This window comes from Citrobacter sp. C1, assembly GCF_014596895.2.
Classification (GTDB): Bacteria; Pseudomonadota; Gammaproteobacteria; order Enterobacterales; family Enterobacteriaceae; genus Citrobacter; species Citrobacter gillenii.
Window position 1 is genome coordinate 1,658,650 of record NZ_CP115035.1, and the last position, 15,880, is coordinate 1,674,529.

The 15,880-nt window shown below is 53.1% G+C and carries 13 protein-coding genes; 12 read left to right on the forward strand and 1 reads right to left on the reverse strand.

The features are described from left to right. Window positions 1–23 precede the first annotated feature (23 nt). Entirely contained in the window at window positions 24–1,241 is a 1,218-nt protein-coding gene (gene alaA, locus IB214_RS08055; RefSeq protein WP_096756369.1) for an alanine transaminase AlaA, read from the reverse strand. A gap of 924 nt (window positions 1,242–2,165) precedes the next feature. Between alaA and lrhA the strand changes: the two genes are divergently transcribed. From lrhA to nuoL, 12 genes are all read left to right on the forward strand, one after another. Beyond that, window positions 2,166–3,104, forward strand: a complete 939-nt coding sequence (gene lrhA / locus IB214_RS08060; protein WP_117343408.1) for a transcriptional regulator LrhA — start codon at window positions 2,166–2,168, stop codon at window positions 3,102–3,104. 626 nt (window positions 3,105–3,730) lie between these two features. Continuing rightward, window positions 3,731–4,174, forward strand: a complete 444-nt coding sequence (nuoA, locus tag IB214_RS08065) for an NADH-quinone oxidoreductase subunit NuoA (RefSeq protein WP_003028077.1) — start codon at window positions 3,731–3,733, stop codon at window positions 4,172–4,174. Window positions 4,175–4,189: 15 nt separating this feature from the next. Further along, on the forward strand, window positions 4,190–4,852 hold the full coding sequence (nuoB, locus tag IB214_RS08070; RefSeq protein WP_003028075.1) for an NADH-quinone oxidoreductase subunit NuoB: 663 nt from the start codon (window positions 4,190–4,192) through the stop codon (window positions 4,850–4,852). An 89-nt stretch (window positions 4,853–4,941) separates the two neighbouring features. Further along, on the forward strand, window positions 4,942–6,744 hold the full coding sequence (gene nuoC / locus IB214_RS08075) for an NADH-quinone oxidoreductase subunit C/D (RefSeq protein ID WP_096756372.1): 1,803 nt from the start codon (window positions 4,942–4,944) through the stop codon (window positions 6,742–6,744). Window positions 6,745–6,746: 2 nt separating this feature from the next. Beyond that, on the forward strand, window positions 6,747–7,247 hold the full coding sequence (gene nuoE / locus IB214_RS08080) for an NADH-quinone oxidoreductase subunit NuoE (protein ID WP_003028069.1): 501 nt from the start codon (window positions 6,747–6,749) through the stop codon (window positions 7,245–7,247). Further along, window positions 7,244–8,581: an NADH-quinone oxidoreductase subunit NuoF gene (gene nuoF / locus IB214_RS08085; RefSeq protein WP_096756373.1), complete on the forward strand. Its 1,338-nt coding sequence runs from the start codon at window positions 7,244–7,246 to the stop codon at window positions 8,579–8,581. Before nuoE ends, nuoF begins: the two co-directional genes overlap by 4 nt. A gap of 183 nt (window positions 8,582–8,764) precedes the next feature. Then, a complete protein-coding gene (gene nuoG, locus IB214_RS08090) occupies window positions 8,765–11,491 on the forward strand; it encodes an NADH-quinone oxidoreductase subunit NuoG (protein WP_117343484.1) in 2,727 nt (908 codons plus the stop codon). Beyond that, window positions 11,488–12,465: an NADH-quinone oxidoreductase subunit NuoH gene (gene nuoH / locus IB214_RS08095; protein ID WP_003028063.1), complete on the forward strand. Its 978-nt coding sequence runs from the start codon at window positions 11,488–11,490 to the stop codon at window positions 12,463–12,465. The genes nuoG and nuoH overlap by 4 nt, the downstream gene beginning before the upstream one ends. 14 nt (window positions 12,466–12,479) lie before the next feature. Next, window positions 12,480–13,022, forward strand: a complete 543-nt coding sequence (nuoI, locus tag IB214_RS08100; protein WP_096756374.1) for an NADH-quinone oxidoreductase subunit NuoI — start codon at window positions 12,480–12,482, stop codon at window positions 13,020–13,022. Between the two features lie 11 nt (window positions 13,023–13,033). After that, a complete protein-coding gene (gene nuoJ / locus IB214_RS08105; protein ID WP_096756375.1) occupies window positions 13,034–13,588 on the forward strand; it encodes an NADH-quinone oxidoreductase subunit J in 555 nt (184 codons plus the stop codon). Then, window positions 13,585–13,887 (forward strand): NADH-quinone oxidoreductase subunit NuoK, encoded by a 303-nt coding sequence (nuoK, locus tag IB214_RS08110; protein WP_006683663.1) that lies wholly within the window; start codon window positions 13,585–13,587, stop codon window positions 13,885–13,887. The genes nuoJ and nuoK overlap by 4 nt, the downstream gene beginning before the upstream one ends. Next, on the forward strand, window positions 13,884–15,725 hold the full coding sequence (gene nuoL / locus IB214_RS08115; RefSeq protein ID WP_117343409.1) for an NADH-quinone oxidoreductase subunit L: 1,842 nt from the start codon (window positions 13,884–13,886) through the stop codon (window positions 15,723–15,725). The genes nuoK and nuoL overlap by 4 nt, the downstream gene beginning before the upstream one ends. Window positions 15,726–15,880: the final 155 nt, after the last annotated feature.

Consider the following 15,880-nt stretch of genomic DNA (forward strand, 5'->3'; position numbering starts at 1 on the left):
TATTATGGTTGCTGATTTTCGACTTACAGCTGGTGATAGCCAGACAGGAAGCGCTCAAATTTGCTTAGCGACATTTCGATATCGTCAATACGCGGCAGCGTCACGATACGGAAGTGATCCGGCCACGGCCAGTTGAAGGCTGTGCCCTGCACCAGCAGCACTTTTTCCTGTAACAGGAAGTCGAGAACCATTTTCTGGTCGTCATGAATATTGAAGCGTTTGGCGTCAATTTTCGGGAACATGTACAGTGCGCCGCGCGGCTTCACGCAAGAAACGCCGGGAATGTCGTTGAGTAATTCCCAGGCACGGTTGCGCTGTTCATACAGACGTCCGCCAGGCATGATGAATTCGCTAATGCTTTGGTATCCGCCCAGTGCGGTTTGAATAGCATGCTGTGCTGGAACGTTGGCGCATAAACGCATAGACGCTAGCATTTCCAGACCTTCAATATACCCTTTCGCGTGTTTCTTCGGTCCGTTCAGTACCATCCAGCCCTGACGGAAACCCGCAACACGGTACGTTTTTGACAGGCCGTTGAAGGTGATGGTCAGCAGGTCCGGTGCCAGCGGGGCAATAGAATGGTGCTCTGCGTCATCATAAAGAATTTTGTCGTAAATCTCGTCAGCAAAGATAATGAGATTATGCTGACGTGCAATTTCAACAATCTCCAGCAGAAGCTCTTTAGAATAGACTGCGCCGGTAGGGTTGTTGGGGTTGATAATAACAATCCCACGCGTGCGAGGGGTAATTTTGGCGCGAATATCGTCGAGGTCCGGGAACCAGTCAGAGGATTCATCACACAGGTAGTGCACAGCCTTACCGCTGGAAAGCGATACCGCCGCCGTCCACAGCGGATAGTCAGGCGCAGGTACCAGCATTTCGTCCCCGCTGTTCAGCAATGCCTGCATCGCCTGCACGATCAATTCGGAAACACCGTTGCCGATATAAATGTCTTCCACGGTAACATCGCGCATCCCACGTGCCTGATAATGCTGCATGATGGCTTTGCGGGCGGAATAAAGGCCTTTTGAGTCACAATACCCTTGCGCGGTAGGCAAATTACGGATCACATCAACCAGAATTTCATCCGGTGCTTCAAACCCGAATGGCGCTGGGTTGCCGATGTTTAGTTTCAGAACCTTATTGCCTTCTTCTTCCAGACGCTTTGCTTCTTTCAGAACCGGGCCACGAATGTCATAACAGACATTTTCTAATTTGCTGGATTTTTCAATAGGGGACATGAATCTTGACCTTTTAGCTGTGAATGCCACTCCCTGCCGTGGAAGTCAGCACAGAACAATGTACTCTTCCAACGGTGCATTTTGAAGGGTCTTTAGCAGAAGATTTTGATGAACTATGCAGTTATAATTAACCGTTAATGGCTGTTAAATCATCATAATTTAGAATTTTATTCTTATTAATATATATTACGTAGTTATCTGTTTTGATGTGATGCCGGTGTCGTGGTCGTTTATCTGGTAAGAAATAGTTATGTATCGGGCACGAAAGCAATCGTTCTCTGGGGTGAAAAGAAGAATTCGGAAATACGGAACACTTATCTCCACTGCCTGTTATCGGCATGATCGGTCAGCGCTACAGTGTGAATCTATTGTTAAGCATAATTAATGAATGGTGGAAATTTTAATTAATTATTATTTAATATTTAAACAGCGCTCATTGAATGCGTTAATAATACGAAAACGGCTAGTCTGACATAACACCTTTGCGCATCAGATTATTCACGATAACACTTATAAATATAGTGGTTTTGGGTTAAGATAAGTCCCATGAAATGGTGTGTTGCGTATGTTCTTTGATAATTCTAATGCTGACACGTTGACCATAACATACTGAAAAATTAGATTTTAATGTGTAAATTGACGTCCATAAACTATTTTTTCATATTTACAAAATTTACATGTTTTCCATTAGTAAGAATCTGCCTGTAGCTAAAAAATGGCGCTTTCTCTTTGCTATATTCTGATGAGCCATGCGGCGCATTATATAGCGAAGTAAGAGGGTTGTTTCAGTTGTTACATCTAATACATCCTTATTTTCACTTAGTTACACTAAGTGAAACTACGAGGCAGGCACATTACAAATGGAATTTTTGTTTCTGAATGCACAGCATTAACCCGGAATGACCCGCGAGTAAGTGAAAATTTATGATAAATGCAAATCGTCCGATAATTAACCTCGATCTCGATCTGCTGAGAACGTTTGTTGCTGTTGCCGATCTGAATACTTTCGCGGCTGCGGCTGCTGCGGTATGTCGCACTCAGTCTGCGGTGAGCCAGCAAATGCAACGCCTCGAGCAACTTGTCGGGAAAGAGTTGTTCGCGCGCCATGGACGTAACAAACTGCTGACGGAACACGGTATCCAGCTGTTGGGTTACGCCAGAAAAATTCTGCGCTTCAATGATGAGGCTTGCTCATCATTAATGTTCAATAATCTTCAGGGTGTGTTAACTATTGGCGCCTCTGATGAATCCGCCGATACGATACTGCCGTTTTTGCTCAACCGCATCAGTTCGGTTTATCCGAAGCTTGCGCTGGATGTGAGGGTCAAGCGTAACGCCTTTATGGTGGATATGCTGAAGTCACAGGAAGTGGATTTGGTGGTGACCACCAACCGCCCTGGGGATTTCGAGTGCCTGAATCTGCGTACCTCTCCGACGCACTGGTATTGTGCGGCTGAATACATCCTGCAAAAAGGGGAACCGGTGCCGCTGGTCCTGCTGGACGATCCCAGCCCGTTTCGCGATATCGTGCTGTCTACGCTAAATGCTGCGCAGATCCCGTGGCGTTTGGCCTATGTGGCGTCAACATTGCCTGCGGTTCGCGCTGCAGTAAAAGCAGGATTGGGCGTCACTGCCCGTCCGGTAGAAATGATGAGTCCGGACTTGCGCGTGTTAGGTGCGGTGGATGGTTTGCCACCGTTGCCAGAAACCGAATACCTGCTGTGCTGCGATACCAGCACGCAAAACGAGTTAGCTCAGGTTATCTTTAAGTCGATGCAAACGTACCAAAACCCATGGCAATACAATCAGTTTACCCCTGAAGGGGGAGATGATTCGCTGATCGTTGAAGGTGACTTTGAGTAATGCGTCACAAATAATCGTTTTAAAATGTAAGTGCAAAAAAGAGCCACTAAAGATGAAATAACTTCCAGTGGCTCTTTTTTTATACAAAACAGGCAGTCTATAGCCTGTTTGTAAATGAAAAGTGAATAAAATCAGTAGGTAAAAGATTTTTGATTAAATTGAGCAAAAAATAAACAAAAGAAGGACCTATTATTTTCATGTTAAAAAACTAGAGAAATTGTTGCTGTTTTTTATGATGGATTAACAAAAGCGTGTCACAGATCAAGAAAATACTCACATTTAGGGGGAGGCATCTGCACGAATTCCTGTCAAAATAGAGGTGTATTATCTTTTTTACTTCACTACGGACACGATTCAACAACATTAAAATTGGCTAATGACAGGACTGAAATGAGTCTAAATAGCACTTTATGTTAATGATATTGAATTGGTGTAAAATAATGTGAGGAAACTTTTGTTAAAGTTGACAAAAGGTTATAGAAAGGAGTAAAAAACCCCATCAATTGGCTGTATAAATGGTTTTCTACAGTGATTGTAAGGTTTTTTTTATTCCTCCCCATGAATCGATGTGGCGTTCATCTGCCGTAAAGAGCAGAGAATTTGGCGCTACTTTTGATGAGTAAGCAATGAGTATGTCAACATCCACTGAAATCATCGCTCATCACTGGGCATTCGCTATCTTTCTTATTGTTGCCATTGGCCTGTGCTGCCTGATGCTCGTCGGCGGCTGGTTTTTAGGGGGTCGCGCGCGCGCGAGATCTAAAAACGTGCCGTTTGAATCAGGTATCGACTCGGTCGGCACCGCCCGCTTGCGCCTGTCTGCCAAGTTTTACCTGGTAGCCATGTTCTTCGTTATCTTCGACGTTGAAGCGCTGTATCTTTTTGCATGGTCAACATCTATCCGTGAAAGCGGCTGGATTGGCTTTGTGGAAGCTGCAATTTTTATTTTTGTGTTACTGGCAGGTCTGGTTTATCTGGTGCGTATTGGCGCGCTGGACTGGACGCCCGCGCGTTCACGCCGCGAGCGTATGAACCCGGAAACGAACAGTATCGCTAATCGTCAACGCTAACCGCGAGGCATTAAGATGGATTATACGCTCACCCGCATAGATCCTAACGGTGAGAACGACCGTTACCCCCTGCAAAAACAGGAGATCGTAACCGACCCCCTGGAACAAGAAGTTAACAAAAACGTGTTCATGGGCAAACTGCATGACATGGTTAACTGGGGCCGTAAAAACTCAATTTGGCCATACAACTTTGGCCTTTCCTGCTGCTACGTTGAGATGGTGACCTCGTTCACCGCCGTGCATGACGTGGCCCGTTTTGGCGCAGAAGTTCTGCGTGCCTCTCCGCGTCAGGCCGACCTGATGGTCGTGGCCGGCACCTGCTTTACCAAAATGGCCCCGGTTATTCAGCGCCTCTACGATCAGATGCTGGAACCAAAATGGGTTATTTCCATGGGCGCATGTGCCAACTCCGGCGGTATGTACGATATTTACTCCGTTGTGCAGGGCGTTGATAAGTTTATTCCGGTTGATGTGTACATCCCGGGATGCCCGCCGCGTCCGGAAGCCTACATGCAGGCACTGATGCTGCTGCAAGACTCCATTGGCAAAGAACGTCGTCCGCTCTCATGGGTGGTTGGCGATCAGGGCGTTTATCGCGCCAATATGCAGTCAGAGCGCGAGCGTAAGCGCGGCGAACGTATTGCTGTAACGAATCTTCGCACACCGGACGAGATTTAATTTGCGCCTGTCGGCCTGGGGATTACCTTCGCATATCACTATTCAAATAGCGCGAAGCCAGGCTTAACAGTCACCACGAACCATTTGCAATGGTGAACAATATGACCGACTTAACCGCGCAAGACGCTGCCTGGCAAACACGGGATCATCTCGATGACCCGGTCATTGGCGAACTGCGCAACCGTTTTGGGCCGGATGCCTTTACCGTTCAGGCGACTCGCACCGGGGTACCCGTTGTTTGGGTCAAGCGTGAACAACTCCTGGAAGTGGGTGATTTCTTAAAGAGATTGCCGAAACCTTACGTCATGCTGTTTGACTTACACGGCATGGACGAACGTCTGCGTACGCACCGCGAAGGGTTACCTGCCGCGGATTTTTCCGTTTTCTATCACCTGATCTCCATTGAACGCAATCGCGATATCATGCTCAAGGTGGCATTGTCTGAAAACGATCTGCGCGTGCCGACGTTCACCAAACTGTTCCCGAACGCCAACTGGTATGAGCGTGAAACCTGGGAAATGTTTGGTATTGATATCGAAGGCCACCCGCACCTGACGCGTCTTCTGATGCCGCATACCTGGGAAGGCCATCCGCTGCGTAAAGATTACCCGGCGCGTGCGACCGAATTCGATCCGTTTGAGCTGACCAAAGCCAAGCAGGATCTGGAAATGGAGTCACTGACCTTCAAACCTGAAGACTGGGGCATGCAGCGTGGTACCGAAAACGAGGACTTTATGTTCCTCAACCTCGGTCCGAACCACCCGTCTTCTCACGGTGCATTCCGTATTGTTCTTCAGCTTGACGGCGAAGAGATCGTCGACTGCGTGCCTGACATCGGCTACCACCATCGTGGCGCCGAAAAGATGGGTGAACGTCAGTCCTGGCACAGCTACATTCCGTACACCGACCGTATCGAATATCTCGGCGGCTGCGTGAACGAAATGCCGTACGTGCTGGCGGTAGAAAAGCTGGCGGGCATTACCGTACCGGATCGCGTCAACGTGATCCGCGTTATGCTTTCTGAACTTTTCCGTATCAACAGCCACCTGCTGTATATCTCCACGTTCATTCAGGACGTCGGCGCGATGACTCCCGTGTTCTTCGCCTTTACCGACCGTCAGAAAATCTATGACGTGGTAGAAGCGATCACCGGTTTCCGTATGCACCCGGCCTGGTTCCGTATCGGTGGCGTTGCACACGACCTGCCGCGCGGTTGGGACAAGCTGCTGCGTGATTTCCTCGACTGGATGCCGAAGCGTCTGGATTCCTACGAGAAAGCTGCGCTGCGCAACACCATCCTGAAAGGCCGTTCGCAGGGTGTTGCCGCTTACGGTAAGAAAGAAGCGCTGGACTGGGGTTGTACCGGTGCTGCGCTGCGTGCAACCGGTATTGATTTCGACGTGCGTAAGTCACGTCCGTACTCTGGCTATGAAAACTTCGACTTCGAAATCCCGGTGGGCGGTGGTGTTTCCGACTGCTACACCCGCGTGATGCTGAAAGTTGAAGAGCTGCGCCAGAGCCTGCGCATCCTTGAGCAGTGCCTCAACAACATGCCGGAAGGCCCGTTCAAAGCGGATCACCCGCTGACCACGCCGCCGCCGAAAGAGCGCACGCTACAGCATATCGAAACCCTGATCACCCACTTCCTGCAAGTGTCGTGGGGCCCGGTTATGCCGGCGCAGGAATCCTTCCAGATGGTGGAAGCGACCAAGGGTATCAACAGTTACTACCTGACCAGCGATGGCAGCACCATGAGTTACCGTACTCGTATCCGTACACCGAGCTATGCGCATTTGCAGCAGATCCCGGTAGCGGTACGTGGCAGCCTGGTGTCCGACCTTATCGTCCATCTGGGTAGTATCGATTTTGTTATGTCAGATGTGGACCGCTAATTATGCACGAGAATCAACAACCACAAACCGAGGCTTTTGAGCTGAGTGCGGCTGAGCGTGAAGCGATTGAGCACGAGAAGCACCACTACGAAGACCCGCGTGCGGCGTCCATTGAAGCGCTGAAAATCGTTCAGAAACAGCGTGGCTGGGTGCCGGATGGGGCGATCTATGCGATCGCTGATGTGCTGGGTATCCCGGCAAGCGACGTTGAAGGTGTTGCCACGTTTTACAGCCAGATCTTCCGCCAGCCGGTCGGTCGCCACGTGATCCGCTACTGCGACAGCGTGGTGTGCCATATCAACGGCTATCAAGGGATCCAGGCGGCACTTGAGAAAAAACTCAACATCAAGCCGGGGCAGACGACCTTTGATGGTCGCTTTACGTTGCTGCCGACCTGTTGCCTGGGGAACTGCGACAAGGGGCCGAACATGATGATCGATGAAGATACGCATGCTCACCTGACTCCGGAAGGCATTCCCGAACTGCTGGAGCGGTATAAATGAAAGACATTATCCGTACTCCCGAAACGCATCCGCTGACCTGGCGTCTGCGCGATGACAACCAGCCAATATGGCTGGATGAATACCGTAGCAAAAACGGTTATGAAGGTGCGCGTAAGGCCCTGACCGGGCTGTCACCGGACGAAATCGTTAATCAGGTGAAAGACGCTGGCCTGAAAGGGCGCGGCGGCGCAGGCTTTTCCACGGGTCTGAAGTGGAGCCTGATGCCGAAAGACGAATCCATGAACATCCGTTACCTGCTGTGTAACGCCGATGAAATGGAGCCGGGCACCTATAAAGACCGTCTGTTGATGGAACAGCTGCCACACCTGCTGGTGGAAGGCATGCTGATCTCCGCGTTTGCGCTGAAAGCGTACCGCGGTTACATCTTCCTGCGCGGTGAATACATTGAAGCGGCGGTGAATCTGCGTCGCGCCATTGCTGAAGCGACCGAAGCGGGTCTGCTTGGCAAAAATATCATGGGCACCGGTTTCGACTTCGAACTGTTTGTGCACACCGGGGCAGGGCGCTACATCTGCGGTGAAGAAACCGCACTGATCAACTCCCTCGAAGGTCGTCGTGCTAACCCGCGCTCCAAGCCGCCGTTCCCGGCAAGCTCTGGCGCATGGGGTAAGCCGACCTGCGTGAACAACGTCGAAACTCTGTGTAACGTACCGGCTATCCTCGCCAACGGCGTGGAGTGGTACCAGAATATTTCGAAGAGCAAAGACGCAGGTACCAAGCTGATGGGCTTCTCCGGTCGCGTGAAGAATCCGGGACTGTGGGAACTGCCGTTTGGGACCACCGCGCGTGAAATCCTCGAAGATTACGCGGGCGGCATGCGTGATGGCCTGAAGTTCAAAGCCTGGCAGCCGGGCGGTGCGGGGACTGACTTCCTGACCGAAGCGCACCTTGACCTGCCGATGGAGTTCGAAAGCATCGGTAAAGCGGGTAGCCGTCTGGGTACGGCGCTGGCGATGGCGGTCGATCACGAGATTGGCATGGTGCCGCTGGTGCGTAACCTCGAAGAGTTCTTTGCCCGCGAGTCCTGCGGCTGGTGTACGCCGTGCCGTGATGGTTTGCCGTGGAGCGTAAAAATTCTACGTGCGCTGGAGCGTGGCGAAGGCCAGCCTGGGGATATCGAGACACTTGAGCAACTGTGTCGTTTCCTCGGTCCGGGTAAAACCTTCTGTGCACACGCACCGGGTGCGGTCGAACCGCTGCAGAGCGCCATTAAATATTTCCGCGAAGAATTCGAAGCTGGCATCAAGCAGACCTTCAGCAATACCCATGCGATTGGTGGTATTCAGCCGAACCTGTTGAAAGAGCGCTGGTAAACGTTTTACGCGAAAGCATTCAAGATGCGTCAAGGCGGCAACCGAGAGAATCCCTGAGCTTACTAAAGTAAGTGACTGGGGTGAAGGAGAGAAGCCAACGCCGAGGCAGCTTGAAGGATAAAGCGGAAAAGAAATTCGATTAACGCTTGGTCACTGACTGAGCCAACTGGAAGCATGCTGACTATGGCTACGATTCATGTAGACGGCAAAGAATATGAGGTCAACGGCGCGGACAACCTGCTAGAAGCTTGTCTGTCCCTCGGCCTTGATATTCCGTACTTTTGCTGGCACCCGGCGCTGGGAAGCGTCGGTGCTTGCCGCCAGTGTGCGGTGAAGCAATATCAAAACGCGGAAGATACGCGTGGTCGCCTGGTGATGTCTTGTATGACACCGGCCACCGAAGGCACCTTTATTTCTATCGATGACGAAGAAGCGAAACAGTTCCGTGAAAGCGTGGTGGAATGGTTGATGACTAACCACCCACACGACTGTCCGGTCTGCGAAGAGGGCGGTAACTGCCACCTTCAGGATATGACCGTGATGACGGGTCATAGCTTCCGTCGCTACCGCTTTACCAAGCGCACCCACCGCAACCAGGACCTGGGGCCGTTCATCTCTCACGAAATGAACCGCTGCATCGCCTGCTATCGCTGCGTTCGCTACTACAAAGATTACGCTGACGGCGCGGATCTGGGCGTCTATGGCGCACATGACAACGTCTACTTCGGTCGCCCGGAAGACGGCGTGCTGGAGAGCGAATTCTCCGGTAACCTGGTAGAAATCTGCCCGACCGGCGTGTTCACCGATAAAACGCACTCCGAGCGTTATAACCGTAAATGGGACATGCAGTTTGCGCCAAGCATCTGCCAGCAGTGTTCCATTGGCTGTAACACCAGCCCGGGTGAGCGTTACGGTGAACTGCGTCGTATCGAAAACCGTTATAACGGTACCGTTAACCACTACTTCCTCTGCGACCGTGGTCGTTTTGGCTATGGTTACGTGAACCTGAAAGACCGTCCGCGTCAGCCGGTTCAGCGTCGTGGCGACGATCTGATCACCCTCAACGCCGAGCAGGCGATGCAGGGCGCGGCTGACATTCTGCGTCAGTCGAAGAAAGTGATCGGCATCGGCTCCCCGCGCGCCAGCGTTGAAAGCAACTTTGCGTTGCGTGAACTGGTGGGTGCGGAAAACTTCTATACCGGTATCGCTCAAGGCGAACTGGAACGTCTGCAACTGGCGCTGAGCGTGCTGCGTGACGGCGGTATTCATACCCCGGCACTGCGCGAGATTGAATCTTACGATGCGGTCCTGGTGCTGGGCGAAGATGTTACCCAGACCGGCGCACGCGTTGCGCTAGCTGTACGTCAGGCGGTGAAAGGTAAAGCACGCGAAATGGCAGCAGCGCAGAAAGTGGCTGACTGGCAGATTGCCGCGATCCTTAACATCGGCCAACGTGCCAAGCATCCGCTGTTCGTGACCAACGTGGATAACACCCGTCTGGATGATATCGCAGCATGGACCTACCGTGCTCCGGTTGAAGATCAGGCGCGTTTAGGTTTCGCCATTGCCCACGCGCTGGATAACACCGCTCCGGCCGTTGACGGTATTGACCGTGACCTGCAGAACAAAATCGACGTCATCGTTCAGGCCCTGGCTGGCGCGAAGAAACCGCTGATCATCTCCGGTACCAACGCCGGTAGCGCTGAAGTGATTCAGGCCGCTGCCAACGTGGCGAAGGCGCTGAAAGGTCGTGGCGCAGACGTCGGCATCACCATGATTGCCCGCTCTGTTAACAGCATGGGCCTCGGCATGATTGGCGGCGGTTCACTTGATGATGCGCTGACCGAACTGGAAACAGGTCGTGCTGATGCCGTGGTGGTACTGGAAAATGACCTGCATCGCCATGCGTCTGCCACTCGCGTTAACGCTGCGCTGGCGAAAGCACCGCTGGTACTGGTCGTTGACCATCAGCGTACCGCGATTATGGACAATGCCCATCTGGTCCTTTCTGCAGCAAGTTTTGCAGAAAGTGACGGTACGGTTATCAATAACGAAGGCCGCGCACAGCGTTTCTTCCAGGTATATGACCCAAGCTACTACGACAGCAACATTGTGATGCTGGAAAGCTGGCGCTGGCTGCACTCGCTGCACAGCACCGTGCAGAGCCGTGAAGTGGACTGGACGCAGCTCGATCACGTCATCGACGCCGCCGTAGCCGCGTTGCCGCAGTTGGCTGGCATTAAAGATGCCGCGCCGGACGCGAGCTTCCGTATTCGTGGGCAGAAACTGGCACGTGAGCCGCATCGTTACAGTGGTCGTACCGCCATGCGTGCCAACATTAGCGTGCATGAACCGCGTCAACCGCAGGACAAAGACACTATGTTTGCCTTCTCGATGGAAGGGAACAACCAGCCGTCTGCGCCGCGTTCACAAATTCCGTTTGCCTGGGCACCAGGCTGGAACTCACCACAAGCGTGGAACAAGTTCCAGGATGAAGTGGGCGGCAAACTGCGCCATGGCGATCCGGGCGTGCGTCTGATTGAAGCCTCCGAAGGCGGTCTGGACTACTTCACTACCGTTCCGGCGAGCTTCCAGGCGCAGGATGGTCAATGGCGTATCGCGCCGTACTATCATCTGTTTGGTAGCGACGAAATGTCCCAGCGCGCGCCGGTTATCCAGACCCGCATGCCGCAGCCGTACATTAAACTCAACCCGGCTGATGCCGAGAAGTTGGGCGTCAATGCGGGTACGCGAGTTTCCTTTAGCTACGATGGCAACACGGTCACATTACCGGTTGAAATCGCAGAAGGGTTGACGGCGGGGCAGGTTGGTTTGCCGATGGGTATGCCGGGTATCGCGCCGGTTCTGGCTGGTGCGCGTCTTGAGGATCTGCAGGAGGCACAACAATGAGTTGGATTACACCCGATCTGATTGAGATCCTGCTGAGCATTCTCAAAGCGGTGGTGATCCTGCTGGTGGTGGTCACCTGCGGGGCATTCATGAGCTTTGGCGAACGTCGTCTGCTGGGTCTGTTCCAGAACCGTTATGGACCGAACCGTGTAGGCTGGGGCGGTTCGCTCCAGCTGGTCGCGGACATGATCAAGATGTTCTTTAAAGAAGACTGGATCCCGAAATTCTCGGATCGCGTCATCTTTACGCTGGCACCGATGATCGCCTTCACTTCGCTGCTGCTGGCCTTCGCCATTGTGCCGGTCAGCCCGAACTGGGTGGTCGCTGACCTTAACATCGGGATCTTGTTCTTCCTGATGATGGCCGGTCTGGCGGTGTACGCGGTGCTGTTTGCCGGTTGGTCGAGCAACAACAAATACTCGCTGCTCGGCGCAATGCGTGCGTCTGCGCAGACCCTGAGCTATGAAGTGTTCCTCGGACTTTCCCTGATGGGCGTGGTGGCGCAGGCCGGTTCATTTAACATGACCGACATCGTCAATAACCAGGCTGATATCTGGAACGTTATTCCGCAATTCTTTGGTTTTGTCACCTTTGCTATCGCGGGCGTCGCGGTCTGTCACCGTCACCCGTTTGACCAGCCGGAAGCCGAGCAGGAACTGGCCGATGGTTACCACATTGAATATTCCGGGATGAAATTCGGCCTGTTCTTCGTGGGGGAGTACATCGGTATCGTCACCATTTCTGCGCTGATGGTTACCCTGTTCTTCGGTGGCTGGCATGGCCCGTTCTTACCGCCATTCGTCTGGTTCGCGCTGAAAACCGCGTTCTTTATGATGATGTTCATTTTGATTCGTGCGTCGTTACCGCGTCCTCGTTATGACCAGGTAATGTCCTTCGGCTGGAAAGTTTGTCTGCCGCTGACGCTCGTCAATTTGCTGGTAACGGCGGCTGTCATTCTGTGGCAGGCGCAATAAGGGACACAAAGACCATGACCTTAAAAGAATTACTTGTAGGCGCAGGCACCCAGCTTCGTAGTATCTGGATGATCGGCCTGCATGCGTTCGCCAAACGCGAAACGCAGATGTACCCGGAAGAGCCGGTCTATCTACCGCCCCGTTTTCGTGGTCGTATCGTACTGACACGCGACCCGGACGGCGAAGAGCGCTGCGTTGCCTGTAACCTGTGTGCGGTAGCCTGTCCGGTCGGCTGTATCTCTCTGCAAAAAGCAGAGACTAAAGATGGTCGCTGGTATCCGGAGTTTTTCCGCATCAACTTCTCACGCTGCATTTTCTGCGGTATGTGCGAAGAAGCCTGTCCGACAACGGCTATTCAGCTTACTCCAGATTTCGAACTGGGTGAGTATAAGCGCCAGGATCTGGTTTACGAGAAAGAGGATCTGCTGATCTCCGGTCCGGGTAAATATCCGGAATATAACTTCTACCGGATGGCAGGTATGGCAATCGACGGCAAAGATAAGGGCGAAGCAGAGAACGAAGCCAAGCCTATCGACGTCAAGAGCCTGTTACCGTAAGGAGAGGGGCAATGGAGTTCGCTTTTTATATCTGTGGCCTGATAGCCATTCTCGCAACCTTGCGGGTCATCACTCACACCAATCCGGTACACGCACTGCTGTACCTGATTATTTCGCTGCTGGCGATTTCTGGGGTGTTTTTCTCGCTGGGCGCTTACTTTGCCGGTGCGCTGGAAATTATCGTGTACGCGGGCGCCATTATGGTGCTGTTCGTGTTCGTGGTCATGATGCTCAACCTGGGCGGTGCTGAAATCGAACAGGAACGTCAGTGGCTGAGACCGCAGGTGTGGATTGGTCCGGCGATTCTGTCGGCCATCATGCTGGCGGTGATTGTCTACGCGATTCTTGGCGTTAACGATCAGGGCATCGACGGGACACCAATTAGCGCGAAAGCGGTCGGTATCTCGCTGTTCGGACCTTATGTCCTGGCGGTTGAGCTGGCGTCAATGCTGCTGCTGGCGGGTCTGGTTGTGGCCTTCCACGTCGGTCGCGAAGAGCGTTCTGGCGAAGTGCTGAGCAACCGCACGGATGACCGCGCGAAAAGAAAAACGGAGGAGCACGCATGATCCCCTTACAACATGGACTGATCCTCGCGGCTGTCTTATTCGTACTGGGCTTAACCGGTCTGGTTATCCGCCGCAATCTGTTGTTTATGCTGATTGGGCTGGAAATCATGATTAACGCCTCTGCGCTGGCCTTTGTGGTCGCCGGAAGCTACTGGGGCCAGACCGATGGTCAGGTGATGTACATTCTCGCCATCAGCCTTGCGGCTGCGGAAGCGAGCATTGGACTTGCGCTGTTGCTGCAACTTCATCGCCGCCGCCAGAACCTGAACATCGATTCAGTAAGTGAGATGCGTGGATGAACATGCTTGCCTTAACCATTATTCTGCCATTTCTTGGCTTTGTATTACTGGCGTTCTCTCGTGGTCGTTGGTCAGAAAATCTGTCCGCTACCGTGGGCGTCGGGTCGATTGGCCTGGCGGCGCTGGTCACTGCATTTATTGGCGTCGATTTCTTCGCTAACGGTAAACAGGCATTTAGCGTTCCGCTGTGGACGTGGATGTCTGTTGGCGACTTTAACATCGGTTTTAATCTGGTGCTGGACGGCTTGTCGCTGACCATGCTCTCGGTAGTAACCGGCGTTGGTTTCCTGATTCACATGTTCGCTTCCTGGTACATGCGCGGGGAAGAGGGGTACTCCCGTTTCTTCGCCTATACCAACCTGTTTATCGCCAGCATGGTGATTCTGGTACTGGCGGATAACCTGCTGCTGATGTACCTCGGCTGGGAAGGCGTGGGCCTGTGCTCCTATCTGCTGATCGGTTTCTACTATACCGATCCGAAGAATGGCGCAGCGGCAATGAAAGCCTTCGTGGTAACCCGTGTCGGCGACGTATTTCTGGCGTTCGCGCTGTTCATTCTCTACAACGAGCTGGGCACGCTGAACTTCCGCGAAATGGTTGAACTGGCACCGGCGCACTTTGCCGCGGGCAATGACATGCTGATGTGGGCAACCCTGATGCTGCTGGGCGGTGCGGTCGGTAAATCGGCGCAGTTGCCGTTGCAGACCTGGCTTGCTGATGCGATGGCTGGCCCGACGCCTGTCTCCGCGCTGATCCACGCCGCAACGATGGTTACTGCCGGTGTGTACCTGATTGCGCGTACCCACGGCCTGTTCCTGCTGACGCCGGAAATCCTGCACCTGGTGGGGATTATCGGGGCGATCACGCTGGTTCTGGCAGGCTTCGCCGCACTGGTACAAACCGACATCAAACGCGTTCTCGCGTATTCCACCATGAGCCAGATTGGCTACATGTTCCTGGCGCTTGGCGTTCAGGCATGGGATGCGGCGATTTTCCACCTGATGACGCACGCCTTCTTTAAAGCGCTGTTGTTCCTGGCATCGGGTTCGGTGATCCTGGCCTGCCACCACGAACAGAACATCTTCAAAATGGGCGGCTTGCGTAAGTCAATCCCACTGGTTTATCTCAGCTTCCTGGTTGGCGGCGCGGCGTTGTCGGCTCTGCCGCTGATTACCGCAGGCTTCTTCAGTAAGGATGAAATTCTGGCCGGTGCGATGGCGAACGGTCATATCAATCTGATGGTGGCAGGTCTGGTCGGTGCGTTTATGACCTCTCTGTACACCTTCCGTATGATTTTCATCGTGTTCCACGGTAAAGAACAAATTCACGCGCACGCAGGGAAGGGGATTACCCACCATCTGCCGCTGATTGTGCTGATGATCCTGTCCACCTTCGTTGGCGCACTGATTGTGCCTCCGTTGCATGGCGTGCTTCCGGCAACCACCGAGCTGCCGCATGGTAGCGTGATGACGCTGGAAATTACCTCTGGCATCGTCTCGATTGCGGGGATCCTGATTGCAGCATGGCTGTGGCTGGGTAAACGTACGCTTGTGACCTCGATTGCCAACAGTGCGCCGGGCCGTCTGCTGGGCACCTGGTGGTATAACGCCTGGGGCTTTGACTGGCTGTACGACAAAGTGTTCGTCAAGCCGTTCCTTGGCGTTGCCTGGCTGCTGAAACGCGACCCGATGAACGCAATGATGAACATTCCGGCGATCCTCTCCCGCTTTGCAGGCAAAGGTCTGCTGCTCAGTGAGAACGGGTATCTGCGCTGGTATGTCGCGTCAATGAGCATCGGTGCGGTTGTCGTGCTGGCACTGCTGATGGTACTGCGTTGAGTTTGTTGGCCGGATGAACGACTGCCGGATGGCGCTGCGCTTATCCGGCCTACAAACCCAAAAATAATTTTTAGAATTCGTTGAAAATCTGTTCCTGAAGTACAGGCGTCATCGGCGAAGTCAGACCGAATACCGCCAGCGCAGAGCAACCGGAG

Coding starts and splice junctions, on each gene's coding strand:
- nuoK (WP_006683663.1), top strand. CDS start 13,585: ATGATCCCCTTACAACATGGACTGATCCTCGCGGCTGTCTTATTCGTA.
- nuoA (WP_003028077.1), top strand. CDS start 3,731: ATGAGTATGTCAACATCCACTGAAATCATCGCTCATCACTGGGCATTC.
- nuoH (WP_003028063.1), top strand. CDS start 11,488: ATGAGTTGGATTACACCCGATCTGATTGAGATCCTGCTGAGCATTCTC.
- lrhA (WP_117343408.1), top strand. CDS start 2,166: ATGATAAATGCAAATCGTCCGATAATTAACCTCGATCTCGATCTGCTG.
- nuoL (WP_117343409.1), top strand. CDS start 13,884: ATGAACATGCTTGCCTTAACCATTATTCTGCCATTTCTTGGCTTTGTA.
- alaA (WP_096756369.1), bottom strand. CDS start 1,241: ATGTCCCCTATTGAAAAATCCAGCAAATTAGAAAATGTCTGTTATGAC.
- nuoB (WP_003028075.1), top strand. CDS start 4,190: ATGGATTATACGCTCACCCGCATAGATCCTAACGGTGAGAACGACCGT.
- nuoI (WP_096756374.1), top strand. CDS start 12,480: ATGACCTTAAAAGAATTACTTGTAGGCGCAGGCACCCAGCTTCGTAGT.
- nuoC (WP_096756372.1), top strand. CDS start 4,942: ATGGTGAACAATATGACCGACTTAACCGCGCAAGACGCTGCCTGGCAA.
- nuoG (WP_117343484.1), top strand. CDS start 8,765: ATGGCTACGATTCATGTAGACGGCAAAGAATATGAGGTCAACGGCGCG.
- nuoE (WP_003028069.1), top strand. CDS start 6,747: ATGCACGAGAATCAACAACCACAAACCGAGGCTTTTGAGCTGAGTGCG.
- nuoF (WP_096756373.1), top strand. CDS start 7,244: ATGAAAGACATTATCCGTACTCCCGAAACGCATCCGCTGACCTGGCGT.
- nuoJ (WP_096756375.1), top strand. CDS start 13,034: ATGGAGTTCGCTTTTTATATCTGTGGCCTGATAGCCATTCTCGCAACC.